We start from the raw sequence: 26,357 nt of genomic DNA on the forward strand, positions 1-26,357 counted from the left end.
CCGACCCCGAAGTAAACATACCGTTAACTGACGGCACGTTCAAAATTGGCATGTCGATGGGCCGGAACTGGGGTGCGCCGCCGCCGGGGCTACTTCCCATAGTTGGGAAGGCGTCGAGTCCTGAGCGTGACCACCGGAATCTATCGTTCGAGCAGGCTAGTTCGGCGGAAGGGAAGTCCGAGTGTCAGCGGCCGAGGACGCGTTCTACACGGGTGTTCAGAATCTTGGGTTGGTCGCCGGTGGCGTGCGCAACGAACAGCACGCGGCGGCGGCGTTTCGGGCCGCCACCGACCTCGACCCGGACATGTGCGATGCCTGGCTCGGGCGCGCTATGGCGGGGGAGGTCACCTCTGAGGTGATCTACGGTGCCTATCGGTCGGTGCACAACCTCTATCGCGACCAGCAGCGAGCGGGTCTGGTAGACCGCGCCCTGTGGTGCCAGGTCGAAATCGGCATGTACGGGCTGCGTGTCGCGATGGCCGATCGCGACCAGATCGCGATTGCGCAGGCTTGCTCGTATGCCGAAGGCGGTGAATGGCAGGAAGCGGCGGCGATTCTCGATGAGGTCCCCAGCGACGATGTCGCGGATTTCGTGCGCATGTCGCTGTTCTTCCGGACGAAGCAGTGGCCGGAGGTGCTCGCCGCGCGCACGGCGCGGCCGGTGCTGGAAGACGGCTTGCTGGATATCGCCGCCGAGCTGATGGCCGCCCAGTCGCTGGCGCACCTCGGGCGCTTCGGTGAGGCCATGCCACGCGCGCAGCGGATCGTGGAAGACAGCTCGTCGGGCAATCTGTCCTACATCTGGGCCGATGCCCACTTCCTGCTCGGCATGCTGATGCGGCACAACGGCGATCACGACGCCGCCGACAAGATCCTCAACGGACTGCAAGGATCGGCGCTGTGGCCCGAGCGCGAGGAATGGCAGCGCGCCGTCCGGGACAAGTCCTACCGGTTCGAGGTCGCCACCGCCGAACTCATCGCCTCCCGGACGAACAAGTGGGACCCGAAGACGGGTGACGACCCCCGCGAAGCGGCCGCCAACGCGGCCCGCGCCGAACGTGAGAGTCTCCTTACGGAGGCTTCGGATCTGCTGCAGGCGCAGATCGGCATGGATTCGGTCAAAGAGCAGGTCGACCGGCTCAAGTCCGGTGTGCTGATGGACCAGGTTCGCGCCAAGCGCGGCCTCGCCGTGGATTCGAAATCGCAGCACCTGATTTTCTCCGGTCCTCCCGGCACGGGTAAGACGACCATCGCTCGCGTGATCGCCAAGATCTTCGCCGGCCTGGGCGTCGTCGAGAACGCCGACGTCATCGAGGTATCCCGCAATGACATGGTCGGCACCCATCTGGGTCACACGGCGCCCAAGACCAACGCGCTGATCGACTCGGCGCTCGGCGGTGTGCTGTTCATCGACGAGGCGTACACGCTGATCCAGGAAGGCCTTTCCGGCGGGGACGCGTTCGGCAAGGAAGCGGTCGACACGCTGCTGGCCCGGATGGAGAACGACCGCGACAAGCTCGTCGTGATCATCGCCGGATACGAGGACCAGATCGACCGGTTCCTCGCGTCCAACGACGGTCTGGCCTCCCGTTTCACCAAGCGCATCCGTTTCGCCAGCTACGACGCCGATGAACTGGTGCAGATCGCCGAGCACATCGCGCAGAAGAAGGATTCGATACTGTCCGAGCAGGCGCGCGAGGTGCTGCGGCTGCGGTGTGAGGAATTGGCGGGACAGACCAAGAACGGTCGGCGGCTGATCGACCTGGCAGGCAACGGCCGTTTCGTGCGCAACGTGGTCGAGGCCGCCGAAGCCGAGCGTGATTACCGCTTCACCAGGGACAACGCCGACATCGCCGCGATGACCGACGAGGAACTCATGACAATCGACGCGTTCGACGTCACCGCGGCACTGGAGGGTCTGGCGCCGAGCACGCGGGTGTGAGGCGTCCGCTGCTGGGAATGAAGGTCGTATCCACGGGGTGACCGGTGGTCACGGTGTGGCAGCAGGGCGGCGGAAGGAACGAGAACCGGTGGCACGCTTCCGGGTTGTGACCAAGCACCAGATCTCTGGTTGGCGGTTTCTGCTGCGGCGGATCGAGCACGCGCTCGTCCGTCGAGACGCGTCGATGATCGATGACCCGCAGCGCGGTCGTTCCACCGCGCTCGCGATCGGCATCGCGCTGGCATGCGTGATCATCGCGGGCGCCGCCGTGCTGGCATTCTTCAAACCAGCCAAGAAGGTCGGGGACTCGAAGATCGTGGCGGAGAAGGACACCAGTGCGTTGTTCGTGCGTCTGAACAACCGGCTGTTCCCCGCGCTGAATTTGACCTCGGCTCGGCTCATCGTCGGGTCTCCCGACAAGCCGGTGCAGGTTTCCCGGGACGAGCTGTCGAAGTATCCGCGCGGACCGTGGGTCGGCATTCCCGGAGCGCCCGGCAATATAGCCGACACCGACGAGAGGGATTCGTCGTGGACGGTGTGCGACACGGCGAGGACCGGTGCGGCGGCGCCGGTCAACCCGGCGACCGGTCTGCCGACCGTGAGCCGCTCCGCTGTGCGGACGACCGCGATCGGCGGCCCACTCACCGTCGACGGTGAGGCCATCCGCCTATTGGTCGATAACGAGGCCCGACTGCTGCGCGACGACACCACGACCTGGCTGGTCTACGGCGACGCCGAGAAGGGCGTGGTGCGCGCCTCCATCGACCTCGCCAGCACCGCGGTGGCCATGGCGCTCGGCATCGACTCGACCGCCCCGGTGATGGCGGCGTCGAAGGGATTGGTCAACGCGATCCCCGAGGCACCGCCCCTGCGAGTACCCGACGTACCCGGTAAGGGCGAGTCGATCACCCTCAACAACGGATTCACCACGCCGGTCGGGTCGGTACTCACCGTGTCGACGCCGGACCAAGGGGTTTCGTACTATCTCGTCTCACAGTCGGGGCTGGTGCGGATCAGCGCCGTGTTGGCGGCGATGGTTCGCAATGCGGACTCCCAAGGCGCGGTATCCACCCGGACTGTCGGACCCGACGTGATCGCTGCGAATCTCCGCCCAGGACAGTGGCCGGGCACCGCGAGTTACCCGACCCGGCCTATTCGGCTGGTCGAACCCGAACGATCCGGCGTGACCTGCTTGCATTGGTCGCGGTCCGGGAATGATCCGAACGCGACCACCGAACTGCTGGTGGGCAGGCAGTTGCCGCTCAAGCAGGAGGAGCAGAACCGTGCGGTGGATCTGGTGACCTCGGCCGCCTCGCGCGGCACGACCGCCGATGCGGCCTATCTGCCCCGGGACACCGGCCGTTTCGTACAGGTCACCGGCAGCGAACCGGGCTCGCCGCTGCGGGAATCGCTCTACTGGGTTTCCGACAGCGGCGTCCGCTACGGCGTGGTCACCGATCCGAGCGGTGGCACCGGCGATCCCACCTTGACCGCGCTGGGGCTGCGGGCGCCGGTCCCCGCGCCGTGGAGCATCATCGCCCTGTTCGCGGTCGGCCCCCCTCTTTCCCAGAAGGACGCTCGCATCCAGCACGACGGTATCCCGAACAACAAGATCGTCGCCGGGCTCGGTGGTTCGTAGTGACCAGCACTCGTCGCTTCGTGCGACCCGCGCGGATGGTGCGCGGTCCCAAAGCTCCCGCCGTGACCGAGTTGCGGTTGCAGCCACCCACCGAACTGCCCAAACCGGTTCCACCATCGCGGCTGCGAATGATCATGCCCGTGGTCATGGTGGCGGCCATGGCCGGAATGATGGTCATGATGTTCCGCGGCGGCGGAGCAATGAATCCGATGATGCTGATGTTCCCCGCCATGATGATGGTGTCGATGTTCGGCATGATGGGCGGCGCCTTCGCTGGCAACGGCTCCGGCGGCGCCGCCAGCCTCAACGAGGAACGCAAAGACTACTTGCGTAGCATCACCGACAACCGCAAGACGGTGCACGGGGCAGAAGCCGAGCTGTACGCGTTCCTGCGCTACACCCATCCCGGCCCCGATGAGATCGCCAGACTCATCGGCGGCAAGCGGATGTGGGAGGTGCAGGTCGCGAGTCCGCAGTTCCTGCGCGTGCGAATCGGCCGTGGACGCATCGCCAATCAAGTGCGCGTCATCGTCCCGGAAGCGGCGCCCACGGCCGATCTCGACCCGGTCGGTGTCGTCGAACTGACCAGGTTCGCCAAGGCATATTCGACGGTCGGCGGTATGCCGGTCGCGATAAATCTGCTGTCGGCGCCGCAGGTCGGTATCGATGGTGACGAGCAGTTGGTGGCCGGGCTGATTCGCGCGATGATCGCCGAGGTCGCGGTGCTGCACGGCCCGGACCAGGTGGCGGTCGCGGCGGTGCTGTCCGACCCGGACGCGCCGGAATGGTCCTGGCTGAAATGGCTGCCACACGCCCAGCATCCGAGCGACACCGATGCGATAGGCCCGAGCCGGATGGTCTACCGCACCGTCGCCGAGTTGCGCACCAAAGTGCTCGCCGGGCTCAATCGCGGTCCGTTCTCGGCGAATTCGCAGCCCACCCTGGATCGCACGCATTATCTGCTGATCGTCGACGTCGGCGGGCCTGCGACCGACCGCGACATCTCCGGCATCGACGGCTGCACATGGTTGAGGCTGGGCGCCACCGAGCAGAATCTTCCGCGTGCGCTGCGTTTCACGGTGAGCGAGGACCGGTCGCTGAACGAGGTGAGTCCGCGCGGGTTGCGGCGCGTCGGTGTCGCCGACTCGCTGTCCGCGGCAGCGATGACGGCGATGGCACGTAGCCTTTCACCGTATCGCTTGTCCACGGTGGTGGAGGCGGTGGCCGCCGAGCAAGCCAGCGGTGGCACATCGTGGGAGGAAATGGTCGGCATCGCCGATCCCGGCGCGATCCGCGTCGAGCAAGCGTGGATCCGCCGCCGCGACGAGGATCGGGCGCGCCTGAACATCCCGTTCGGTCATGATCCGGCCGGCAGTGTCGTCTATCTCGATATCAAGGAATCGGCCGAAGAAGGCATGGGTCCGCACGGAATGTGCATCGGCGCCACCGGATCCGGCAAGTCGGAATTCTTGCGAACCCTGGTGCTTTCGGCGGTCGCGACGCATTCACCGGATGTGCTGAACCTGCTGCTCGTCGACTTCAAGGGTGGCGCGACCTTCCTCGGCTTCGACCGGCTGTCACACGTGACGGCCGTCGTGACGAATATGGAGGAAGAAGCCGACCTCGTCACCCGTATGGAAGACGTCATCAACGGTGAAATGGCGCGGCGGCAACGAATCCTGCGCGACGCGGGCAATTTCGCCAGCGTCGCCGATTACGAGCGCGCCAGGGAACAGGGCGCGGATCTGCGACCGCTGCCCACCCTGCTGATCATCCTGGACGAGTTCGCCGAACTGCTCGAGCAATACCCGAACTTCTCGAAACTCTTCGTGGCCATCGGCCGACTGGGTCGATCACTGCGAATTCACCTGCTGCTGTCGTCGCAGAAGGTGCCCGCCAACCGAATGGGCGAGCTGGAAGCGCACCTCTCCTATCGAATCGCGTTGCGCACCAACCAGACCAGTGACTCACGCGATGCGATCGGCACCGCGGACGCCTACCACCTGCCGAAGAAGCCGGGTTCGGGTTACCTGCGGGTCGGTTCCGGTGACCTCCAGCGGTTCCAGGCCGCGTATGTGGGCGAGAAGTACTCGCCGCCTGCGCAGGTGTCCGCGGCCTCCGCGCAGCGTGCGCGCCGGCCCGGTGGCGGTTACCGGCCGCCGCAGCGTTTCACCGCGGGCCACATCGTCGACACCCGGCCCGCGGTGGTCGAGCCGGTGGTCGTCCAAGAGGCGGCCGAGGTCGCCGACGGTGAGTCGATCACCGTGATGGAAGCGGTGTTGCAGCAACTGGCCCGGCACGGGAACCCCGCTCATAAGATGTGGCTCCCACCGCTGACCGCGCCGCCCACCCTGGAGCGGATGATCCGCGCGGTTCCCCAGGGCGCGTTGCAGATGCCGTTGGCTCTGGTGGACAAGCCGCGCCAACAGCGTCAGGACGTCTGGTCGGTGGACATGTCCGGCGGCGGTGGACATATGGCCATCGTCGGCGGCACGCAGTCCGGCAAATCCACGGCGCTGCAGTCGTTCATCCTGTCCGCGGCGCTGACCCACACGCCGGAACAGGTGCAGTTCTACTGTCTGGACTTCTCCGGTGGCGGGTTGTCGATATTGGCGAACCTGCCGCACGTGGGATCGGTCGCCGCGGCCCGCGACGGCGACCGAATCCGGCGCACGATCGCGTTGGTGACCAGCCTGCTCGAGAGCAGGCAGTCGATGTTCACCGAGTTCGGCATCGATAGCATCCGGAAGTTCCGTACGATGCGCGATGGGGGCGGCACCCCACCGTGGCTGGACCGCGATCCCTACGGCGATGTCTTCTTGGTGATCGACGGGTGGGACGTCGGGTTCGGTATGAACGGCCCGTACTACGACGAGTACACCCCGATCATGGAATCGATCGCGCTGCAGGGCCTGAACTACGGCATTCACTTGGTGGTGAGCAGTTCACGCTGGATCGCCATCCGCCCCGCGATCAAGGACCTGATGCAGACACGCCTCGAGATGCGTCTGGGAGATTTGGCCGATACGACTTTCAACGCCCACCGCAATGTGGTCGCGGCGATCCCCGCCAATCGGCCGGGCCGATGCATCTCGACCGATGGCCTGCACATGCTCACGGCGTTGCCGCGCATCGACGGCGTGGGCGAGGCGGAATCGGCCGCGGAGGGTCTCGCCGCGGCGTCCGCCGAGGTCGCACAGCGCTACCCTGGCCGTCGCGCGCCGCAGGTGAAACTGCTGCCGCCGCAAGTGGGCATCGACGAGGTGCGCGCGGGATGGCCGGTGCCGCAGACGCTCGCGCAGCGTCTCGTCGTGCCGTTCGGTCTCCGGGAATCCGATTTGCGGCCCGCGACAATCGATTTCAGTGTGTCGACGCATTTCATCGTGCTCGGCTCGACCGGATCCGGGAAGTCCACCATGTTGGCTGCCCTGCTGGCGTCCATCCAGCATCAGTACGACCCCTCACAGGCGCGCGTACTGCTGATCGACTACCGGCGCAGGCATCTGGAGACGGTGCCGCCGGAGATGCTTATCGGACATGTGACCAACGAGCGCGATGTACGCGATGCGCTGCCGGCCCTGGTGGAGAAGATGCGCTCGCGGCGACCACCGGAGAACGTGACCACCCGGCAGCTCGCGGAGCGGTCCTGGTGGACCGGACCCGAGGTCTTCGTCGTGATCGACGATTACCACATGGTGGCGCAGCGCGGCGCGCTGAATCCGCTGGAACCGTTGAAGGAAATCATTGTCGACGGTCGGGATACCGGCTTGCACGTCATCGCGGCGCGCAACATCGCGCAAGCGGACACGGCGTTGTACGACAACGTGATCGGCCAGATGAAGAACCTCAATTCCTCGGGTCTCATCATGGACGGCTCGAAACTCGACGGGATCCTCGTCGGCGACGTGCGACCCACCAAGCAGCCGCCGGGCCGGGGAATCTACGTGGAGCCGATGAGTTCTCGCCGGGATCTTGTCCAGGTGGCCTGGGTGCCCCAGCAGATCTGACCTCAGCATTCATCCCAAGGTTGGGAATGAATTACCGTTTTTCTTAGCAGCCGCTCGATCCGAGCTGGTAGTCACGCTCGATTGGAGTCTCACCATGGCACTCCCGGATCAAGGCATCGCGCCGCCGGATGTGCGGGGCCGTGACCGAGCCCAGGCGGATGGCGCCGTCGCCACGCACGCGAGACGCTACCGGAACAACTGGAAATCCTGTGTCCGGCGGCGCTGTACGTTCCCGGAGTAACCCAGGAGGTGCCGGTACTGGAGAAACTCGCTGCAATCGGTGTGGTCGAGGACGTCGAGGGCCCGAGCCGGGTATCGACGATCGCGAGACACGCACGCCCGTCAACGTCCTCGGCGACTCCGTCCGAGGCAAGGTAAACGCCGTCTAGGATAGGAACAGATATGGCCATTGGCTTCACCGGCGACCGAGCGGACATCGACAACGTCGCCAAGAAGTTCTTCATGCACGCCGACACCTTCAAGAACCACATGGGTATTCTCGAGGGCATCAAGATGGAATACGCGCCCGCTGTCCAAGGCGCGACCGGATCTTCGATCCAGCAGGCGATGCAGAATGCCCTCGACAAGGGGGGGCAGCTGCACAAGAAGTTCATGGATATCGTCGACGCTCTGAATATCGCCGGCGCGACCTTCGACAACCAGGACCAAGAGAACGCGGCGCAGGTCAACAAATACAACCTCAATTTCTGATGCCTGATCTGCACCAGAAAACAATCGGGAAAGGTCTCGGATAATGAAGAATGATTACGATGCCGTCGAGGGTCTGGTGGTCCGCACCGACAAAGTGCTCACCGACATGTCGGTCGACGCGGGTGAGCGAAACACGCTGGCCAAGTTGCTGGAGCAGAACTTTCAAGGTGACGCAGGTAGCTCGAACGGCGAATTGCAGCGTGCCATCCACAAGTTGATCGACGAGTACAACGCCGCGCTGGTGCAGCTCAAGGCGGCAACCAAAGAAGTGTCGGGTATCGACGGCATGTTCCGCGTTGTGGATCAGGGCCAGGCCATGCGGTTCTCTCAGATCATCTAGCCGCTCCGTGGTTCGTCGTCCCGCCGGTCCAGGCCCGTGATCCCGGCCGAGCGAGCCGGTCCGGTGACGGTCGATCGAACGTGGTCACGGTGCTCGGTTGCTGCCGAGTGGTCCAGCCGAGACTGATCAATATCCGCTGTCGCCCTCGACGAGTTCGCTCACATCGACTTCGTCGAGGGCGATCGGATGTCCGGGATGTCCTCCGGTACGCGTTTGCGGCCTACGCCGAGAGCTCGTGTCACGTGACGTTCGCCTCATCCGCAACGCCTCCAGTGGATCTCTGCAGGCGGCGGCAACACGGCCGATGTAATGACTGCGGGTTTCGTCCCATACCACCACTGCTGGGAATAGCTTAACGTTCTGATTGCACCGCTCGATGTCGACGTACTACTCGTCAAGAGTGGGTACCAGTTGTTAGGAGACTTCCATGCATCTCGCAGTTGATCCGGATCATCTCCCGGTTATCGCTTCCCAACTCGGCGTCAGCGCGGAGGACTTGCTGTTGATGCTCGGTGCTGCCGCTCCCGTCGCTGTCCCGGCCCCGCCGGGTCTCGATGACGTGAGCGCACTCATTCCCGCCGCGTGCGCTAAGCAAGCGGGGTTGTTCTTCCCTGCCACGGCAAAGGGGGTCTTTGTGAGGAGCGAAGGTGCGGTCGCCCTACCGGAGGTCGGGGTCGCCTTCGCTGCCGGTGACGCGGCCGGCGGTGGCCAGGTGCTCAGCAGAGCAGCGGCATTCTAGGCGCGGACAGCCCGAGCGAAAGCTGATGACATGCTTGCTGTCGTACTCGGCGCGTTGGGGCCGGAGGCGATTATCGCCCCGCTGCTCGCCGGCGATGGGGTCACCACGACGCGGTTGACCGCGAAGGCTTATCAGGCTATGGCCGCGCACTTGAACACTGCCGCGGCCAGCACCGACAGCTCAATGCTGCAGATGGGCGGGACGTTCCAAGCGCTTACCTCCGACCAGGCGCAGGCGGCGTTCCGTAAACATTCGGTATGGTTGCGTGAGCAAGCCGCGGTGGCCGAGGCCACAGGCGAGTTGCTGGACCGAGCGGCTGATATCGCCACCGCGGCGAAGGCCGCAATGGCGGCGGTCGCCGCCAAGACCGCTCAGGTCCGGTTGCAGGAGGGCATCGCGCTCGGCGGCGGCTTCGGTCCGCTGAGCGGCGCGGCGCTCCTGGAAGCCGAGGCCGAGTTGCTCGCGCTCAGAGGGGCCGCCCTCGGGATAATGGCTGCTTACGCTGGGGCGTTGGTGCCCACGCTAGCCGCAATACCGCCACCGATCGAGGCGCCGCCCATTGTGACTGGCGGCCCAGGGCCGGGCCCGCAGACGGATTACGCGTCTTTCGACAACCCGCCCGATCACACCGATTCCGGTCTTACTAAAACCTCCACGGACGAAGGGTCGACTGGACTCGATAAGGGCTCCGAATCGGGCGGTGATAAGACACCCACCGATTCGACACAGCCATCGGATACGACACAACCATCGGATACGACACAACCAACCGATACGACACAACCAACCGATACGACACAACCCGCGGACACGACGAACCCCGCCACCAATTCCGAGCAGTTGGATCCCAATGCGTTGTCCGGCGATTCGGGAACGGGCGATGGAGCCGGCGAGTCCTGGCTCTATGGCACGTCGCAGAATTCGCCGACGTTGGCCGCCTTGAGTGGTGGAGCCGGGAGTCTCGTCGCGCTCAATATGGCCCGTGGCGGCCTGGGAGCTATGCCGGGCGCTTCGACCGGATTCCGGATGCCCACCAACTGGAATCCAGGAAGCGGAAGGGCATTCGGCGCCTTGCCGCAACAATCGGCGTCCGGACCGATGGGCCGGACGGGGCCGTCACGCGGTGCGGTCGCGCCCAAGGCGCGAATGCGACGACGTCGCGATGATGAGACGAAGCCCTCGAAGGTCTTCGTACCGGGCGAACCTCAGGATGTTCCGGTACTCGAGCAACCCCCCGTCATCGGGGTCATCGAGTACGTGGACAGTGACGGCCGGGACGACCCGACGCCCGAAGAGGCACACGCGGTCGGCGTCATCGAGCGAGACGAAGACGAAGCGGTGCTCGCGTCCGCGGAACGTCCCCGGTGACGCGCGTCGAGGTCGAATATCCAGTCGAGACAAATGACCACAATGCATTCGGGGAAGGTGTGGAAGACGATCCAGTCGCAACAGTTCGGCGCGGTAGAAGTTGCCGCCGGTGACGGTGTCGACGAGCGCGCCGAGCACGGGCAGTTCGTCGGCATCGATGCGGTGGCGCCCCGGGCCCATCGCGGCGACCACGCGCCCGGCTTTGACGAAGAGCGCGAGCTCGTCGGCATTGACCATCGCACGGGTGTAGCGGCGGATGTTGACATCCGGCCACTTGTAGACCAGCTGGTTCTTGCGGTCCTCGGGGACCGCGATGAACTCCCGCTCGAACCAAGCCATCTGCGCTCCCTCATCCGTTCTCGCATCTAGCGTACCGATATCCGTTGGCACGATCAACGATCGAGTCACGGATCGACGCTGATCGGATGCCCTTTTTCGAAGTCTTTGATGTCCAGCGTGTTACAAGCCGCGAATCGCTATTGAACGTGCCGCTATATAACGGTACATTGAGCGAAGTTATGATCGCCGTCACCTGAAAGGCCATCGCCATGACCACAGTTCGACCACCCGCGGAGGCGCCCGCGCAGGCTGCCGCGCTCGAAGACGAGGACTCGGGCTATCACAAATCGCTGCGCCCGCGCCAACTGCAGATGATCGCGATCGGTGGTGCGATCGGTACCGGGTTGTTCCTCGGTGCGGGTGGCCGACTGGCCAGTGCGGGCCCGGGTCTGTTCATCGTGTACGCCATCTGTGGCGTGTTCGTGTTCTTCATCCTGCGGGCGCTCGGTGAGCTGGTGCTGCATCGCCCCTCCTCGGGATCGTTCGTCTCCTACGCCCGCGAGTTCTACGGCGAGAAACTGGCATTCGCTGTCGGGTGGATGTACTTCTTCCACTGGTGCATGACCGGGATCGTAGATATCACCGCCATCGCGACCTATGTCCATTACTGGGGAGCGTTCGAGGCGATACCGCAGTGGGCGATCGCCCTGGTCTCCCTCGCCCTCGTGGTGAGCATCAACCTCGTGTCGGTGAAGTGGTTCGGCGAGCTCGAGTTCTGGGCCGCGCTGATCAAGGTGATCGCGCTGGTCACCTTCCTGATCGTAGGAACGGTGTTCCTCGCGGGACGCTTCAAGGTCGACGGCCAGGTCACCGGCCCGAGTGTCATCGCCGACAGCGGCGGGCTGTTCCCCAGCGGGTTGCTTCCGCTCGTCCTGGTCACCACCGGTGTGGTCTTCGCTTACGCGGCGGTCGAACTGGTCGGCACCGCGGCCGGTGAGGCGGAGAACCCCGAGAAGATCATGCCGCGCGCGATCAACTCGGTGATCGCCCGGATCGCGCTGTTCTACGTGGGTTCGCTGGTCCTGCTCGCGTTGCTGCTGCCGTACACCGCTTTCAAGAACGGGGAGAGTCCCTTCGTCACCTTCTTCTCGCGGCTCGGCGTGGACGGCGCGGGGTCTGTGATGAACCTCGTGGTGCTGACCGCGGCGTTCTCCAGCCTGAACGCCGGCCTCTACTCGACCGGCCGCATCCTGCGCTCGATGTCGATGAACGGCAGCGCGCCCACCATCGCGGCGCGGATGTCCGGCGGCGGCGTGCCCTACGTCGGCATCCTCGCCACCGGTGCGGTTGCGCTCATCGGCGTCGGCCTGAACGCGGTGGTGCCGGAGCAGGCGTTCGAGATCGTGCTGAACATGTCGGCGCTGGGCACCATTTTCGCGTGGGCCGCCATCGTGATCTGTCAGCTGCAGCTGTGGCGCTGGTCCAAGACCGGGCGTGCGGAGCGGCCGTCCTTCCGCCTGATCGGCGCGCCGTACACGAGCTTCGCGACGCTGGTGTTCCTGGCGGCCGTGGTGGTGCTGATGGCCTTCAGTGACGACCACGTCCAGCGCGGCGCGGTGATCGCGATGGTCGTCATCATGGTTCCCGCGCTCGTGGGCGGCTGGTTCCTCGCCCGCAAGCGGGTGCTGCAGATCGCGCAGATCCGTCAAGGCATCACCGGTCAGTTCCCGGTCCTGGCCGAGCGGCCGCTGCAGGCGCAGGGCGGCGGTGACCCGGTGGTGATTCTCGACAAGCCCGACGAAGAGTGAAGCAGTATCCGCCCCGGGCTGTTCGCCCGGGGCGGATCTATTCCCAATGTCGGGAACACTACTCGCGCGCGACGACAGGCGGCGGACCAGAATGAAACCGCGATTCCACGGCGGGTCTGAGAGGTTCGTATGCCGGAGCACCCCAGCGCATCCGACCGTCCACTTGCGCATCCGTGGGCGAATCGGCGAATGCGCGGCACCGAAGTGCCCCGGCGAACCTCGCACCCCTGGGCAACTCGGCATCTGCTCAAAACCGAGGTGCCTCCACGACTACCACCCAATCCGTGGTCGACACCGCGGTATGTCGAGCCACGTGCCGTGGCCGTCGACTCGGTTCCCGGCACCGTCGCGCCGGCGACCAGCCCGGATGTCGGCGGGGAACACACCATCGGCACCGCCGAGCTGTTGCTCGGCGCACTCGAGTCCGAACCCGGTTCCGGGCGCAGCGCGCGCTCGCGGCCGAGCGTGCGCAGATTGGGCGGCGGTCTGGTGTCCATGCCCAAGGTGAGCCCGCTCGATCCGCGCACCGCGGTCATGCAGGACCCGGAAGTGCCCGAGCACAAACGGTTCTGCTGGAAATGTCAGCATCCCGTCGGCCGTACTACCGAAGCCGGGCCGGGCCCCGTGGAGGGTGAGTGCGGCCGATGCGCCTCACCGTTCAACTTCCGGCCCTCGCTGCAGCCGGGGGAGATGGTCGCCGACCAGTACGAGGTCCAGGGCTGTCTGGCCCACGGCGGGTTGGGATGGATCTACCTGGCGGTCGATCGCAATGTGAGCGACCGCTGGGTGGTGCTGAAGGGGCTGCAGAACCCGCTCGACTTCGAGGCGCACGTGGTCGCCCTCGCCGAACGCCAATTCCTCTCCGAAGTGGCCTACCCCGGCATCGTCAAGATCCACAACTTCGTCAAGCATCGTTCCGGGCGCGATGTGGCCGACGGCTACATCGTCATGGAGTACGTCGGCGGGCGATCGCTGAAGAAGATGCTGGATCTGCGTGCGCCGGAGCGCATTCCGGTGTCCGAGGCGATCGCCTTCATGATGGAGATCCTGCCCGCGCTGGACTACCTGCACTCGTTCGGGTTGGCCTACAACGATCTCAAGCCGGACAACATCATGGTCAGCGAGGACGAGGTCAAGCTGATCGACCTCGGCGCGGTCGCCGCGATGGAGTCCTACGGCAGCATCTACGGCACCCCGGGCTACCAAGCGCCCGAGATCACCGAGACCGGTCCGACGGTGGCCTCGGACATCTACACCGTCGGACGGACGCTGGCCGCCCTGGTGCTGGACATGCCCAAGAATACCGAGGGCCACCAGCTGCCCGGCATCCCTTCGCCGGACGAGGAGCCACTGCTGCGCGACTACCCGGCTTTGTACCGGCTGCTGCGCCGCGCGACCGATCGGGATCCGCGCCGCCGCTTCCCGACCGCCTACTCGATGTACGGCCAGCTCGCCGGGGTCCTGCGCATGGTGCTGGCCTACGACACCGGTAAGGAACATCCGCAGGCGTCGCTGGAATTCGGCGCCATGCGCGGCGATTTCGGCATCGAGACGTTGATCGGGCAGACCGACGGCATGACCGACGGACGGCATCGCCTGCCCGCCCTGGACGCGCCGAGCGTCGTCGCGGCCCTGCCGGTTCCGCTGATCGACAGCGAGGACCCCAGCGCGGACCTGCTGTCCACGCTGCTGCACGGCGACCCCAGGCACGCACTGGACGCGCTGCGCCGCACCGCCGACCGGATCGTCTCCGGGACGATCCCCGAGCCGGAGACGTTCGAACTGGAGGGCACGCTGACCGCGGTGCGCGCGCACCTGGATCTGGGTGAGGTGGTGCAGGCCTGCGATCGGCTCGCCGATCTGCGGCCCGACTACGGCACGGACTGGCGCCTCGAGTGGTACTCCGCCGTCGCCGCCCTGCTGGACGGACAGTACGAGCGCGCCTACGAATACTTCGACCTGGTGCACGACATGCTGCCCGGCGAGATCGCTCCCGCGCTGGCGCTGGCGGCCACCGCGGAACTCACCCTCCAGCATCTCGGCGACTCCGCCGGCGACCACTGGCATCGGCTCGCCGAGGAGTACTACCGCACGGTGTGGCGGACCAACCACGGCGTCGTGAGCGCGGCCTTCGGCCTGGCACGCAGGCTCGCCGCCGACGGCGGGTTGCTGGAGGCCGTGGAGGTCCTCGATCAGGTGCCGGAGGCGTCGCGGTATCAGAGCGTGGCCCGCATGACCGGGTGCCTGCTGCTGGTCTCGCAACCGATCGCCGAGACGACCGAGGCCGACCTGCTGGAGGCGGCGGCGCGGCTGGATGCCGCGCCGGACGAACCACGGGCGCTGCAATTACAGGTCATCGTGGTGGGGGCGGCGCTGGAGTGGGTGCGCGCGGGCGGCCGGTCGGCCGATCCGGAGGCGACGCTGCTCAGCTTCCCGTTCACCTCGCTCGGGCTGCAACGGGGGCTCGAGTCGAGCCTGCGGGCGCTCGCGCGGATCTCCCCGCATCGCCTGCACCGCTATCGGCTGGTCGATCTGGCCAATTTCGTGCGGCCGAAGTCGAGGTGGTGACCGGCCTCAGGTCGTGTGCGCGGTGAGCATGAAAAGCGCGGGCGCGGCCAGGATCACCAGCAGCCACAGCCAGTTGCCCGTGGTCACCGCGAGCACCACCGAGAAGATCACGGCCGCCCCGGCGAGAACGACCAGGCGGGGCAGGGGGTTGACCGGCGTGGGCTCGGGCGCGGGCGGTGTGCTGCCCGGCAGCTCGGCGAACAGTTCGGCCAGCTGACTCCGGCTGGTCGCGGCCGCGACGGCCGCGCTGAGGTCGTCGAACTCGGTCAGGCTCAATCTGCCCGCGCCCAGATGCTGGGTCAGCTCACGCATCGCGCGCTCGCGGTCGGCGAGACTGGCCGGGGGACCCGCGGATTCACCCATGCCGGAAGGATAGGCGCAGCGGAAAAAGCGGGCACGGAGCGGATTTCCAGGGGCGGGAAGGACCCTCGCCGGACGTGTGTGCCGAGGGCGGCTCGACACCACGCCGACGATGTTTGCTGGTTTGTCGCTAGAGACCGGTCGGTCGCCCGGACAACGGCCGCCACCGGCGGTCGCTCCGTGTTGCGATGTGGTTTCCTTGAAGTATGACTGCGGGTGTGGAGTACACGATCGACGAGCTGGCGCGGGAGGCCGGTACGACCGTGCGCAGCCTGCGCGTTTACCACGAACGCGGTGTGCTGCCGCCCCCGCAGGTGAAGGGGCGTACCGGGTTCTACGGCGCCGACCACCTCAATCGCGTGCGGACCATCAGCAGACTGCTCGACCGTGGGATCAAAATCAACGGCATCAAGGAATTGCTCAACGCCTGGGACCGCGGTGACGACCTGGGGGACATTCTCGGGGTCGGCGAGCCCGGCGCGGCCGAGCCGGCCGTCGTCGAGGCCGGGGACACCATCGCGGCGACCGAACTCGCCGAGCGCTATCGCGACGTGCCCAACGGCCTGGCGCGCGTCGTCGCGGCGGGTCTGTACGAGCCCGTCGACGCGGCGACCTACCGGATCGCGGATCGCCGTCTGGCCCACAGTGTCGACCGCATGGCCTCCGCGGGCATCCCGGCCGCGGAGGTGCTCGGCGAGCTGGAGAAGCTGCGCGCCGACGCGGATCGGATCGCCCACCGCTACATGGATTTCTTCCGCCGGACCGCGTTGGCGTCGTTCCAGGATTCCGCTCGCGGCCCGGCGGAGGTCGCCGAGCTGGCGCAGCGGCTGGAAGCGACCAGGTCCGTTCCTGCGGAAATCGTCGCCGAACTCGTGAACCAGCTCGTCGCAAGGTATCTCGACCAGGACACCGAGCTTTCGGAGGCGCTGCCGGAGGGGTGATCGGTCACCCGGCACGCTTCACCCGTCGGGCCAGAAGTATTTCTGTTTCAGATTCCCATTGTTGGCAATACGGGGCAGTAACGTGCCGTTGCTCAGCGGTATATTGGTGTCGTCTGCGCGCGTTCCCAGTGTGCGCCGACCACCTACGGCCGACTACTTAAGTATGTCTCCGGCTGATCTACCGATGCGCCGAAGTGTCGCACTCCCCGACAATCTGAAAGTCGCACAAGGGCAGCAGGATGGGTGTGGGCACATGGGAAGCGTGACACTGTGGATGCAGATGTCGCTCGACGGCTTCGCGGAGGGGCCGGATCAGGAAATCCACTGGCCGGTGGTGGACGAGGAACTGTGCGAGTCGTTTCTGGACGAATTGCGCTCGGCCGACCTGTTCCTCTACGGCCGCAAGACCTACGAGATCATGGCGTCGTTCTGGCCGACCGCCGATGTGGATCCCGCGATCTCGGAGTTCTACGTGGATTTCGCGCGCTGCTGGAAGCAGACGCCCAAACTGGTCTTCTCCCGCACCATGGCCACCGCGGGCTGGAACACCCGGGTGGTCCGGGACGACCTCGTCGAGGAGATCACCGCGTTACGCGCGCAGCCGGGATACGACATGATCCTGTTCGGCGGCGCGGAGACGGCATCGGCCTTCATGAAGCACGACCTGATCGATGAGTACCGGTTGTTCGTGCACCCCATCCTGCTCGGCGGCGGGATCCCGCTGTTCCCGACGCCCGCGGTGGTGTCGGGGCTGCAACTGGTCGACGTGATGACCTTCGACAGCGCGGTGGTCCAGATGCATTACCAGCAGATGGCCCCCACCGGGTAGCAATCCGGCGCGGGAAGTGCGAAATGGGTCTCACCGCGCGCGAAAGCCGCCGGTGTCGTCCAGACGTAACCTCTGATTGTCGAGCGCGTTGCCGCGTCGTCGGCTAACTTTCGTTTTATGCCCCTGGTTCAGGCACGTGGCGACGTGCTGCCTGCATCCACCAGTGAATTCGTCGGCCGCGAAACGGAATTGGACCGGCTGGGCGCGATGCTGGACGGCGACGCCCGGCTGATCACCCTGGTCGGCCCCGGCGGGATCGGAAAGACGCGATTAGCCGCGGAAGTACTGCGCCGCAGCGCGCGCGGCAGGCACAGGCCGGTGTACTGGGCGCGGCTGGCCGGGCTGGAGGCCGACAGCTCCGCCACCGCGCAGGACGTGATGCAGTCGGCGGTGCGCACCGACCCGAGTTCGCCACCGACACGCGCCGCCCTGGTGCGCACCCTCGCCAGCGGTGACCGTTCCGCCGAGGGCGCGGTCCTGGTGCTGGACAACTGTGAACATCTGCTCGGTGCGGTCGCGGCGATGATCGCCGAGTTGCTGGAGGCCGCACCCGGGCTGACGATCCTGGCCACCAGCCGGGAACCGATCGGCTGGGCCGACGAGTACATCGTGGCCGTGCCCCCGCTCTCGCCGCGGCAGTCGCTCGAATTGTTCCGGCAGCGCGCCGAACTCATCGGACGGGCGATCCCGGACGAGCGCGAGCAGATGGCCGTCGCCGCGCGGATCTGCCGCCGAGTCGACCACAACCCGCTGTTCATCCGGCTGGCCGCGGCGCGCCTGCGGCACCAGCCGCCGGTCCGGGTGCTGCGCGAACTCACCGGGGACGCGGACGACAAACGCCTGCGCTGGACCCACGGGGCGAAGGCGGGCGCCGAGGAGCGTCACCGCGGCGTCTACGACGTGGTCGCCTGGTCCTTCGCATTGTGCAGCCCGTCCGAGCAGTTGCTGCTGGAGCGGCTGTCGGTCTTCGCCGCCGGGTACGAGACCGACGACGAGTCGCTGCGCGGCGGCATCGAGCTCGACGCCGCGATCGCGGTGTGCGCCGACGACACCCTGCCCGTGCGTTCGATCGAACACCTGCTGGAGCGCCTGACCGAACAGTCGCTGCTGTCGGCGCATCTCACCGCGACCACGGTCAGCTGGTACCTGGTCGAGAGTGTCCGCGTGTTCGCCCGCGACCGGCTGCGCCGCCGTGACCGCGGTGAATTCGATCGCCTCGCCGCGCGGCACCGCCGGTACTTCCGGGACAAGGTGGTCGCCGGACAGGCCATCTGGCTCGGCCCGCAGGATCAGGCCTGGCTGGCGTGGGCGCGATCGGCCTGGAACGACATCGTGCTCGGCATCGAATCGGGCTTGGCCGACCCGGCGGAGGCCGTGGTCGCGTTGGAGACCGCCACCGTCCTGCTCTCGATGAAGGTGCCGTACGTCAAGTCGGGCGCGGGCGCGCTCACCCGGTTGACCGAACGCGCACTCGAAGCGACCCGGTCCTGCGGCCTCGGTCCCTCCGGCCTCGCCGACCTGGCCACCGCGCTGCTCGGCTGGATCTCGTTGTGGCGGGGGCACACCGATCACATTCCCCGATTGCTCGCGGACTGCGCCGGCCTCCCCCCTGGAGCGGGCCCGCGCTACACCGACACGGATTTCGGCCTGCCCGCACCGGTGGAATGGATGTTGGGACTCGAGCTGATGCTGGTGCGCGGCGATCCGCGGGCGATCGCGGTCCTCACCCGCGCCCGGCGCAAGTTCACCGAGCAGGGCGACCGCATCGGCGCCGAGCGCAGTGACGTGTTCGTGGCATTCTGCTCCGCCCTCGTCGGCGACCGGCGACAGGCGCTGGAGAACACCGCGCGGTTCCTGGAGCGGTCGATGTCCTCCGGCTCGACGTTGTCGAGAGCATGGGCGGAGATCGCGCGCGCGGTGGCGCTGGCCAAGCACGGATCCGCAGCCGAGGCCGTGGCGTCGACCCACGCTGTCCTCACCCGCTACCGCGGTGAGCAGGACACCTGGACGGCGAGCTGGGCGGTGGGGGCGCACATCGTCGCGCGGGCCCAGGTCCTCGTCGCCGAACAGGCCGAGGGAGCCGATCGCACCGCGACCGTCGAGGCCGCGACGGAGATCGCCTATCTGCTCGGCAGCTTCAAGACGCGTCAGCGTTCGATGGGCATCGCCGTCGACCAGGTGCCCCTGATCGCCGCCGAGATCCGCAGAGCCGCGGAGATCGCCCGCGCGGTGCTCGGCGACCGGGCCTACGCCTCCGCCGAACGCCGCACGCGGCTGCGTCCCGAACTCGACGCGCTGTGGTGTCCGGCCACCGAGCCGGAGCGGGCCTCCCGCCGTCCGGACCGCTCGGCCGCGTCCCGGCCCGCGTCCCGGCGGCCGGTCCCGCGCTGGAGCGACCTGTCGGAAGCCGAGCAGGATGTCGCCGTCTTCGCGGCGGCGGGCTGGCCCAACAGCGCCATCGCCGGTCGTCGGCGCAGCTCCGTCCGGACCGTCGACGCGCAGGTCGCCGCGATCCGGCAGAAGCTCATGATCGCCTCGCGCGCCGAGATCGCGGGCCACATTCCCGACGAGCTCGCCGAACGGGTCCGGTACGAGTCCGAGCGGCGGCCCAGCCGCGGCCGCAAAGGGGGGAGCAGGCATCGGTAGACGGCTGCCTCCTCAGCGCCCGGGCGTGGGCGCGACGGCGGAACCCTGCTGTCCGGCCGCGCCCACTAGGCTGCTCGAGCGGTGTTTCTCGGGATCGGTAGGTGTGTCGGCATGTCGGAGGTGAACAGCGGTGGCGGCAACGGCCCCACCGCGCCCGTTGAGTTCGTGGGCAGGCACGCCGAACTGCGGCAGATCGACGCCCTGCTGAACTCGCCGAGCGCCCGGCTGATCACCCTGGTCGGGCCCGGCGGCATCGGCAAGACGACGTTGGCGGTCGAAGCCGTGCGACGGTATCGCGGTGCGGCGAGGCGCGCGGTCTACTGGACCCGCCTGGCCCGGCTCGCGGCAGGCGCTGAGACCGGCGCGGTTGCCGAGGAAGTGCTGCTATCGGTCGCGAAGAACGGCATCGCAGGCCGCTCCGCCTGGGACGGCTTGGTGGCGACCTTCACCGAGGGCGGCGCCGAGGAGGAGGCTCATCGGACCATTCTGGTCCTGGACAACTGCGAACATGTGCTCGGCGGGGTCGGCCCGCTCATCATCAGCCTGCTGCAGGCAGTCCCCGGCTTGACCATCGTCGCGACCAGCCGCGAGCCGATCGGCTGGATCGATGAATACCTGGTGACCGTGCCACCACTGTCCAGCCCGCACGCTCTCGAACTGTTCCGGCGGCGAGCCGAGCGCACCGGACGGCCGATCTCCGAAGACCCCGGACAGCTCGCCATCGCCACCCGGATCTGCGGCCACGTCGACAACAACCCGCTGTTCATCCGCCTGGCCGCGGCGCGGCTGCTGCACCGGCCACCGGCCATAGTGTTGCGCGAGTTGTCCGGTGACACCGACGATCGCCGCCTCCAGTGGACGCACGGCGCCAGGGGCGGCGTCGGCGAACGGCACCGCAGCGTGCGCGACGTGATCGCCTGGTCCTACGGGCTGTGCACCGCACGTGAACAGTTGCTGCTGGACCGGTTGTCGGTGTTCGCCACCGGTTGCGACGCCGAGAACGACGAGACGCCTTCGGGCGGAGCCGAACTCGACGCGATCGTGGCGGTGTGCGCGGACGCCGCGCTGCCCGTGGAGGAGATCGGCGGGCTGCTCGAGCGCCTGGTGGAACGCTCGCTGCTGTCGGCCCATTTCACCGCGACGACCGTGCGCTACTACCTGTTGGAAAGCGTCCGGGTGTTCGTGCGGGACCGCCTGTCCGTGCGCGGTGATCACCTGGACGAGGCGCGCCTGCTCGCCCGCCATCGGCGGCACTACCGGGATCGCGTCGCCGCGGGCCCGGCGACCTGGTACGGCCCGGGTGAACAGGAGTGGATCGCCTGGGCACGGGCGGCATGGGACAACATCCTCATCGCCGTAGAAACCAGCCTCTCCGATCCGGAGGAGGCCGTGGTCGGATTGGAGACCGCCGCGACACTGATGGCGTTGCGCGTGCCGTTCATCACCGGATCCAACCGCCCCATCACCAGCCTGACCGAACAGGCCCTGGAAGTCACCGCGCAGGTGGACCCGCCGCCGACCAGGCTGCGGATCAATGCGACCGCGCTGGTGGGCTGGATCGCGATCTGGCAGGGCAGGCACGCCTACACCGCGCAATTGCTCGACGAATGCGCCGCGGAGTGCCTGTCCGACCCGGATCTGCGGCGTCGCTGGCGTGACACGACGTCGGACGACGTCGGCCTGCCCGCCGCGGTCGAGTTCACCTGGGGTCTGGAACTGCTGTTGATCCACCTCGACATACGAGCGGTGGACGTTCTGGCCAGAGCGCGTGAGAAATTCGCCGCCTTGGGCGACCGAGCCGGGGAACAGCGCAGCGAACTGTTCGAGGCGCTCACCTACGCCAACCTCGGTGACGCGGACGTCGCGCTGGCGGCCGCGCGCAGGCATCTGGACCGGGCCCTCGCCTCCGACGCGGGCTGGGCGATCTCCTGGGCGGAGCTGGCGTGGATGATCGCGGTGTCCCGGCACGGCGATCCCCGCGAAGCGGTGAAACTCGGTCAGTCCACGTTGGAGCGCCTGCTGATCACGGGGGACACCTGGACGGCGGGCTGGGTGGCGCATTTCAGCATGATGGCGCTGACCTACCTGCTGTCCGCCCGGATCGACGCGGGGGACACCGACAGCGCCGCGGCAAAAGCCGCTGCCACCGAGATCGCCCATTTGCAGGGCGGAATCGCCACGCTGCACCGTTCGATGGGCATCGTCGCCGACCGGGTGACACTGGTGGCCCGCGGCACCGCCCAGGCGGTGGCGGCGGTCACCGCCGTCATCGGCGCCGAAGCCCACGCGGCGGCGGTCCAGCGCGGGGCCCGGCTGCGTCCCGAACGCGACGAACTGCAACTGTTTCTGCTCGGCAGATTGCCGATGGATCAGCTGCCGGACGCGCGTCCGCAAGCCAGGCCGACGGCTTCGCGCTGGGAGGAGTTGACCCGCGCGGAACGGGAGGTCGCCGTGCTGGCCGCGGCAGGCTGGGCCAACAGCGCCATCGCCGCGCGCCGGGGCAGTTCGATCCGGACTGTCGACGCGCAGGTGGCGTCCGTGCGCAGGAAGCTGATGGCGGCCACCAGGGCCGACATCAGCTGGCACGTCCCCGACCACCTCGAGGAGCGGATCCGGCTGGAGTCCGAGCGGCGGCCCGCGCGAACGCGAACACGCCCGTGACCATCGCGGCGGTCACGGGCGTGCGGAAAGCGGTGATGCGATCAGGTCAGGGAGCCGTCATAGCACAGGCTCGCCGAGCGCCAGGACGGCTGCGGTGCGGTACCCGGATCGAAGGACCACTGGTCGATCGGCCCGGCGGCTTTCCACCACACCGCGCCGCGTCCGTCCGACACCACCTGGTAGACGTCCTCGGAGCCTTCGATGAGCTGGCTGCCGACGCAGTAGTCGTTGTATTCGGTGCCGTACTGGCGTGCGCCCGGGCTGAACAGCCCCGCGGGGTGGGCGTATGCGCCGGGGTTGGGCACGGTGCTCGCCTGCCGCACCGCGTGTCCGCGATGCCAGTACGGTGTGCCGTGTCCGTCGGTCCCGCAGGCGAAGGTCCAGCCGCCGGCGACGACCGTCGTGCCTTGGCCGTAGGCTCCCCCGGCCCACAGGCAGGCAGCGCCCTGAGCCTCGGCGGTGCCCGCGCCGAGACTCAGGCCGCCCGCCGCCACCGCTGCCGCCGCCAGCAGGGTGAGCGTCTGTGCCGTGGCGCCGCGCTTGTCGCTGCGCGCCCGGCGAAGCCCGCTGAAGTTGATCATGTGTGTTTCTCTTTCGTGAGCTATCCCGGCCGGAGTGGATTTCCGGGATGGTGATACATCAAGTAATGCGCCGCTATATAGCGGTATGGTCAGTCCAGGCGGACGTAACGGAGATTTCGAGTGCGGGGGTGTGGGCCGGCTCCGCGGTTACCGGCACCAGCTGGCCTGCGGGCGGCAGACGGTGTAGCCGCTGCCGTCCGGGCGGGCCACCCGCGACCAGCTCGCACTGTCGGATGTGCCCGCGGTGACGGTGCCGCTCGGCGCGGGCTGATTCTGCCGCCGGTGGTAGTCGCGGACGGCCTGGTCGGCCTCCTCGGCGTCCAGCCGGTCGGTGTTCCGGTGGTGCTGGCCCATGGGGTCGATGTGGTGCCAGCCGGTGGTGTCGCCCGTGCCGTTGCGCGGGTTCGACGGACCGGAGTGCGACTCGGCGCCGGCGATCCCCGCCGCGCCCGCGGTGAGGGCGCCGACGATCGCGGCGCAGGTGAGCAGTCGCCGGGCGGCGGTGTGGCGGGTGGAATTGGCGGTCATCGTAAGTCTCCGTTCGAGATTGGAGCTGTGCGCGGCGGCGCGGTTGGGGATGCGGCGGTGCGGCGAACATCGGTGGTCCGAGTTGCCGCGCAAGGTGTGGGCGGGATAGGGATCGGGGCGGCATCCGTCGCGGAGGTGTCGTCCGCGGGGCGGTGCCGGTCGGCTCGGTCCCGGTCGTCGGGATGGGAAGAGCCCGGCCTGTCGTATCCGTGGCGGCCCGGGTCTGCGGGGCGCGGTGCCTCGACGGTGTCGGGCCCGGCCAGCGCCTCGGCCGGCGCCGGGATTTCCGGCGTGGCCGCTATCGCGCTCACGATCAGCGGGCGGACGAGCCAGGTCTGTGTCCGTCGCTGGTGCGGCGTGATGCCGGTCATCGTTCGCGTCCGTTCATCTCGCCACCTCGGGATCGGGGATCGGACCGGTATGGTCCGATCTGCGAGTCCCTATCTATCGTGCCGTTGGATAACGTCACATTAATCGACGGGTCGATTGTTGTCGAGCGCTTTTCTCACAGGTGGGAATGGTGGCTGTCGGAGAGCTCCATGACGGCACGGCACCTTTGAGCTGAGTGAGGCGCGGCGGCCGTGCTCGTCCGTACAGACGGCTCCTGTGGGCACGCACCACCTCGGGCCGCATTTCGATGGGTCCCGGGACAGGCGGGTACGCGAAAGGGCGCCCGCCGTATGGCGGGCGCCCTCTTCTGTCGGATCGCCGTGACGATCTGGCCGTCACGGCTGGATGGCGGCGTCGAAACGCCTGCAAGCCTTTCGGCGTGCGCACGCCACGATCAGCGTGCGGGGAACGGTCTCGATCAGGCTTCGGTGACGGCCGCGTACGCGGGAGCCACCGGCTCCTTGGCCACCGCGGGCGCACGCTTCGGCTCGGCGGCCGCGGCGTCGCGGAACGGTGCTTCGATCACAGCGCGCTCCCGCCACAGGTGGTACAACGCCATGGCGAAGATGGTCGTGCCGATCACGTTGGCCAGGAAGTGCCACCAGATGCGGTAGGTCGACGCGCCGGCGCCTGGGTCGAGCAAGCCGAAGATGGTCGACAAGCCGATCGCCTTGGCGCCGAACGCGACCGTCAGAGTCAGTGCGAGATGCTCGAGTCCGTGGATGCCTTGCATCAGCACGCCCATTCGGCCCCACTTGCGTGCCTTGCTCTCCAGTGCGTGGTGGGTGACCAGGGCGACGCCGACCAGTCCGGCGAGGAAGTGGAAGTTGCCGACCAAGTGCAGCAGCTCCATGCCCAGCGCGGGTTTCATGTGGTTCACCTGACCGAATCCGTTGGCCAGGCCGGTGCCCCACGGCGTCATCCACGCTGGTGCGTTCGGGTGCTGGATCCAGTACCCGACCTGAGCGACGTGTTCTTGGAAGTGACCGATCTGGGCGAGGACGCCCAGCGCGATCACGGCGAGTGCGGTGCGGAACATCCATGGTCGCAATGGTTTACGCAACGCGACGACCAGTACGGCGACGGCCGCCCACATGACGACCATCCAGGCCACCATCAATATCGCACCTAGGATTTCCAACCCGGTCGCTTCGGCTGTGTGGTTCATGGGGAACCGCCCTTCTGCGCGCCCTCCGGCAACGGCGACGGATGGGGAGTTGCTTACGGAAGCGCGTGGGAACGCGCTGTCCGCAAGATACAAGGCGGCTGGGGGTATTGTCCGAAGTTTCCGAATGTCCTGGGGGCCGCACAATTCGGCTGGTGTTATACCCGGGGACGTATTGCGCTTGTTCAGGCCGGTTCGAGGAATCCCTCGATGATGCGGCGGGCGCGGGCCGCGGCCGCCGGGTCGCCGATCCGCAATGCGGTATTGGTCGCGCAGAGCACCGCATCGATCTGGAAGGCGACCAGATCGACGTCCAGCTCGGCGATCTCACCGGCGGACGCCGCCGAACTCAACTCCCGCGCCAACAGTCGCACCCAGTCCCGCTGATCGCGGAACAGCGCATCGCGGACCGGACCCGGCTTGCTGTCGTGCCCCGCCATATTGGCGGCACGGAAGCATCCGCCCGCGAACAGCGGCGTCTCGGCGTAGACCATCCAGTGCTCGACCAAGGCGCGCAGGCGAGCGACGCCGCGCGGCGCGGACCGGGCCGGTTCGACGACCGCCGCAACGAACCGTTCGCGCGCGTAGTCCACGGTGGCCACTTGCAGTGCTTCCTTGGTGCGGAAGAGGGTCTGGATCCCGGCCTTGCTCAACCCGGTGCCCTCGGCCAGCCTGCCGAAGCTGAGGCCGTCCAATCCCTCCAGCGAGGCGATGTCGACCGCTTGCCGCAGCACCGTGGCCCGAGTGCGCGCGCCGCGCAGCAGACGCTTGTCGGTGATGTCGTCGCTGTGCCGTGCCGGGAGCAGCACGGAGTCCTGGCCGCCTTCCATGCGGTCGATCGTACTTTCAGGTGCG

At 67.4% G+C, this 26,357-nt stretch carries 19 protein-coding genes; 14 read left to right on the plus strand and 5 right to left on the minus strand.

Translation table 11 applies throughout. The features are described from left to right. Positions 1-181 precede the first annotated feature (181 nt). From eccA to M8859_RS14270, 10 genes are all read left to right on the plus strand, one after another. A complete protein-coding gene (gene eccA, locus M8859_RS14225) occupies positions 182-1,942 on the plus strand; it encodes a type VII secretion AAA-ATPase EccA (RefSeq protein ID WP_195141268.1) in 1,761 nt (586 codons plus the stop codon). Positions 1,943-2,048: 106 nt separating this feature from the next. Beyond that, positions 2,049-3,581 carry a type VII secretion protein EccB gene (eccB, locus tag M8859_RS14230; protein ID WP_249644335.1) on the plus strand — a complete coding sequence of 511 codons (1,533 nt, stop codon included), beginning with the start codon at positions 2,049-2,051 and terminating at the stop codon, positions 3,579-3,581. Then, on the plus strand, positions 3,581-7,588 hold the full coding sequence (eccCa, locus tag M8859_RS14235) for a type VII secretion protein EccCa (protein WP_195069995.1): 4,008 nt from the start codon (positions 3,581-3,583) through the stop codon (positions 7,586-7,588). Before eccB ends, eccCa begins: the two co-directional genes overlap by 1 nt. A gap of 402 nt (positions 7,589-7,990) precedes the next feature. Next, entirely contained in the window at positions 7,991-8,299 is a 309-nt protein-coding gene (locus M8859_RS14240; protein WP_249644336.1) for a hypothetical protein, read from the plus strand. A gap of 43 nt (positions 8,300-8,342) precedes the next feature. Further along, entirely contained in the window at positions 8,343-8,639 is a 297-nt protein-coding gene (locus M8859_RS14245; protein WP_249644337.1) for a hypothetical protein, read from the plus strand. Positions 8,640-9,066: 427 nt separating this feature from the next. Beyond that, on the plus strand, positions 9,067-9,378 hold the full coding sequence (locus tag M8859_RS14250) for a PE domain-containing protein (RefSeq protein WP_195069998.1): 312 nt from the start codon (positions 9,067-9,069) through the stop codon (positions 9,376-9,378). 30 nt (positions 9,379-9,408) lie between these two features. Then, entirely contained in the window at positions 9,409-10,746 is a 1,338-nt protein-coding gene (locus tag M8859_RS14255; protein ID WP_195069999.1) for a PPE domain-containing protein, read from the plus strand. 33 nt (positions 10,747-10,779) lie between these two features. After that, positions 10,780-11,115, plus strand: coding sequence for a hypothetical protein (locus M8859_RS14260; RefSeq protein WP_249644338.1), 336 nt, complete (start codon positions 10,780-10,782; stop codon positions 11,113-11,115). Between the two features lie 179 nt (positions 11,116-11,294). Then, a complete protein-coding gene (locus M8859_RS14265) occupies positions 11,295-12,833 on the plus strand; it encodes an amino acid permease (protein ID WP_159927988.1) in 1,539 nt (512 codons plus the stop codon). Between the two features lie 129 nt (positions 12,834-12,962). Beyond that, positions 12,963-15,401 carry a serine/threonine-protein kinase gene (locus M8859_RS14270; protein WP_159927990.1) on the plus strand — a complete coding sequence of 813 codons (2,439 nt, stop codon included), beginning with the start codon at positions 12,963-12,965 and terminating at the stop codon, positions 15,399-15,401. Positions 15,402-15,407: 6 nt separating this feature from the next. Here the strand turns inward: M8859_RS14270 and M8859_RS14275 are convergent, their stop codons facing one another. Continuing rightward, positions 15,408-15,764 carry a DUF1707 SHOCT-like domain-containing protein gene (locus M8859_RS14275; protein WP_159927992.1) on the minus strand — a complete coding sequence of 119 codons (357 nt, stop codon included), beginning with the start codon at positions 15,762-15,764 and terminating at the stop codon, positions 15,408-15,410. Positions 15,765-15,967: 203 nt separating this feature from the next. Between M8859_RS14275 and M8859_RS14280 the strand changes: the two genes are divergently transcribed. The 4 genes from M8859_RS14280 (at position 15,968) to M8859_RS14295 (ending at position 22,838) form a co-directional block, all read left to right on the plus strand. Continuing rightward, positions 15,968-16,702, plus strand: a complete 735-nt coding sequence (locus M8859_RS14280) for a MerR family transcriptional regulator (RefSeq protein WP_159927994.1) — start codon at positions 15,968-15,970, stop codon at positions 16,700-16,702. Between the two features lie 253 nt (positions 16,703-16,955). Further along, positions 16,956-17,531, plus strand: a complete 576-nt coding sequence (locus M8859_RS14285; protein ID WP_236565618.1) for a dihydrofolate reductase family protein — start codon at positions 16,956-16,958, stop codon at positions 17,529-17,531. 117 nt (positions 17,532-17,648) lie between these two features. Beyond that, a complete protein-coding gene (locus tag M8859_RS14290; RefSeq protein ID WP_159927996.1) occupies positions 17,649-20,177 on the plus strand; it encodes an ATP-binding protein in 2,529 nt (842 codons plus the stop codon). Between the two features lie 111 nt (positions 20,178-20,288). Further along, complete coding sequence (locus M8859_RS14295; protein ID WP_159927998.1) at positions 20,289-22,838, plus strand: ATP-binding protein; 2,550 nt, start codon at positions 20,289-20,291, stop codon at positions 22,836-22,838. A gap of 41 nt (positions 22,839-22,879) precedes the next feature. Here the strand turns inward: M8859_RS14295 and M8859_RS14300 are convergent, their stop codons facing one another. The 4 genes from M8859_RS14300 to M8859_RS14315 form a co-directional block, all read right to left on the minus strand. Continuing rightward, positions 22,880-23,419 carry a hypothetical protein gene (locus M8859_RS14300; protein ID WP_159928000.1) on the minus strand — a complete coding sequence of 180 codons (540 nt, stop codon included), beginning with the start codon at positions 23,417-23,419 and terminating at the stop codon, positions 22,880-22,882. Positions 23,420-23,566: 147 nt separating this feature from the next. After that, the gene (locus M8859_RS14305) at positions 23,567-23,947 is read right to left on the minus strand and encodes a hypothetical protein (protein WP_159928002.1); all 381 of its coding nucleotides are present in this window, start codon (positions 23,945-23,947) and stop codon (positions 23,567-23,569) included. 808 nt (positions 23,948-24,755) lie between these two features. Then, positions 24,756-25,505 (minus strand): DUF6008 family protein, encoded by a 750-nt coding sequence (locus tag M8859_RS14310; RefSeq protein WP_201295314.1) that lies wholly within the window; start codon positions 25,503-25,505, stop codon positions 24,756-24,758. Between the two features lie 182 nt (positions 25,506-25,687). Further along, positions 25,688-26,332: a TetR/AcrR family transcriptional regulator gene (locus M8859_RS14315; protein ID WP_159928004.1), complete on the minus strand. Its 645-nt coding sequence runs from the start codon at positions 26,330-26,332 to the stop codon at positions 25,688-25,690. Between the last annotated feature and the right edge of the window lie 25 nt (positions 26,333-26,357).

It is taken from the genome of Nocardia sputi, from assembly GCF_023501985.1.

Excerpts from the sequence above, each read along its gene's own strand:
- M8859_RS14240 (WP_249644336.1), top strand. The coding sequence starts at position 7,991 with ATGGCCATTGGCTTCACCGGCGACCGAGCGGACATCGACAACGTCGCC.
- M8859_RS14245 (WP_249644337.1), top strand. The coding sequence starts at position 8,343 with ATGAAGAATGATTACGATGCCGTCGAGGGTCTGGTGGTCCGCACCGAC.
- M8859_RS14250 (WP_195069998.1), top strand. The coding sequence starts at position 9,067 with ATGCATCTCGCAGTTGATCCGGATCATCTCCCGGTTATCGCTTCCCAA.
- M8859_RS14255 (WP_195069999.1), top strand. The coding sequence starts at position 9,409 with ATGCTTGCTGTCGTACTCGGCGCGTTGGGGCCGGAGGCGATTATCGCC.
- M8859_RS14260 (WP_249644338.1), top strand. The coding sequence starts at position 10,780 with ATGACCACAATGCATTCGGGGAAGGTGTGGAAGACGATCCAGTCGCAA.
- M8859_RS14265 (WP_159927988.1), top strand. The coding sequence starts at position 11,295 with ATGACCACAGTTCGACCACCCGCGGAGGCGCCCGCGCAGGCTGCCGCG.
- M8859_RS14270 (WP_159927990.1), top strand. The coding sequence starts at position 12,963 with ATGCCGGAGCACCCCAGCGCATCCGACCGTCCACTTGCGCATCCGTGG.
- M8859_RS14275 (WP_159927992.1), bottom strand. The coding sequence starts at position 15,764 with ATGGGTGAATCCGCGGGTCCCCCGGCCAGTCTCGCCGACCGCGAGCGC.
- M8859_RS14280 (WP_159927994.1), top strand. The coding sequence starts at position 15,968 with ATGACTGCGGGTGTGGAGTACACGATCGACGAGCTGGCGCGGGAGGCC.
- M8859_RS14285 (WP_236565618.1), top strand. The coding sequence starts at position 16,956 with ATGGGAAGCGTGACACTGTGGATGCAGATGTCGCTCGACGGCTTCGCG.
- M8859_RS14290 (WP_159927996.1), top strand. The coding sequence starts at position 17,649 with ATGCCCCTGGTTCAGGCACGTGGCGACGTGCTGCCTGCATCCACCAGT.
- M8859_RS14295 (WP_159927998.1), top strand. The coding sequence starts at position 20,289 with ATGTCGGAGGTGAACAGCGGTGGCGGCAACGGCCCCACCGCGCCCGTT.
- M8859_RS14300 (WP_159928000.1), bottom strand. The coding sequence starts at position 23,419 with ATGATCAACTTCAGCGGGCTTCGCCGGGCGCGCAGCGACAAGCGCGGC.
- M8859_RS14305 (WP_159928002.1), bottom strand. The coding sequence starts at position 23,947 with ATGACCGCCAATTCCACCCGCCACACCGCCGCCCGGCGACTGCTCACC.
- M8859_RS14310 (WP_201295314.1), bottom strand. The coding sequence starts at position 25,505 with ATGAACCACACAGCCGAAGCGACCGGGTTGGAAATCCTAGGTGCGATA.
- M8859_RS14315 (WP_159928004.1), bottom strand. The coding sequence starts at position 26,332 with ATGGAAGGCGGCCAGGACTCCGTGCTGCTCCCGGCACGGCACAGCGAC.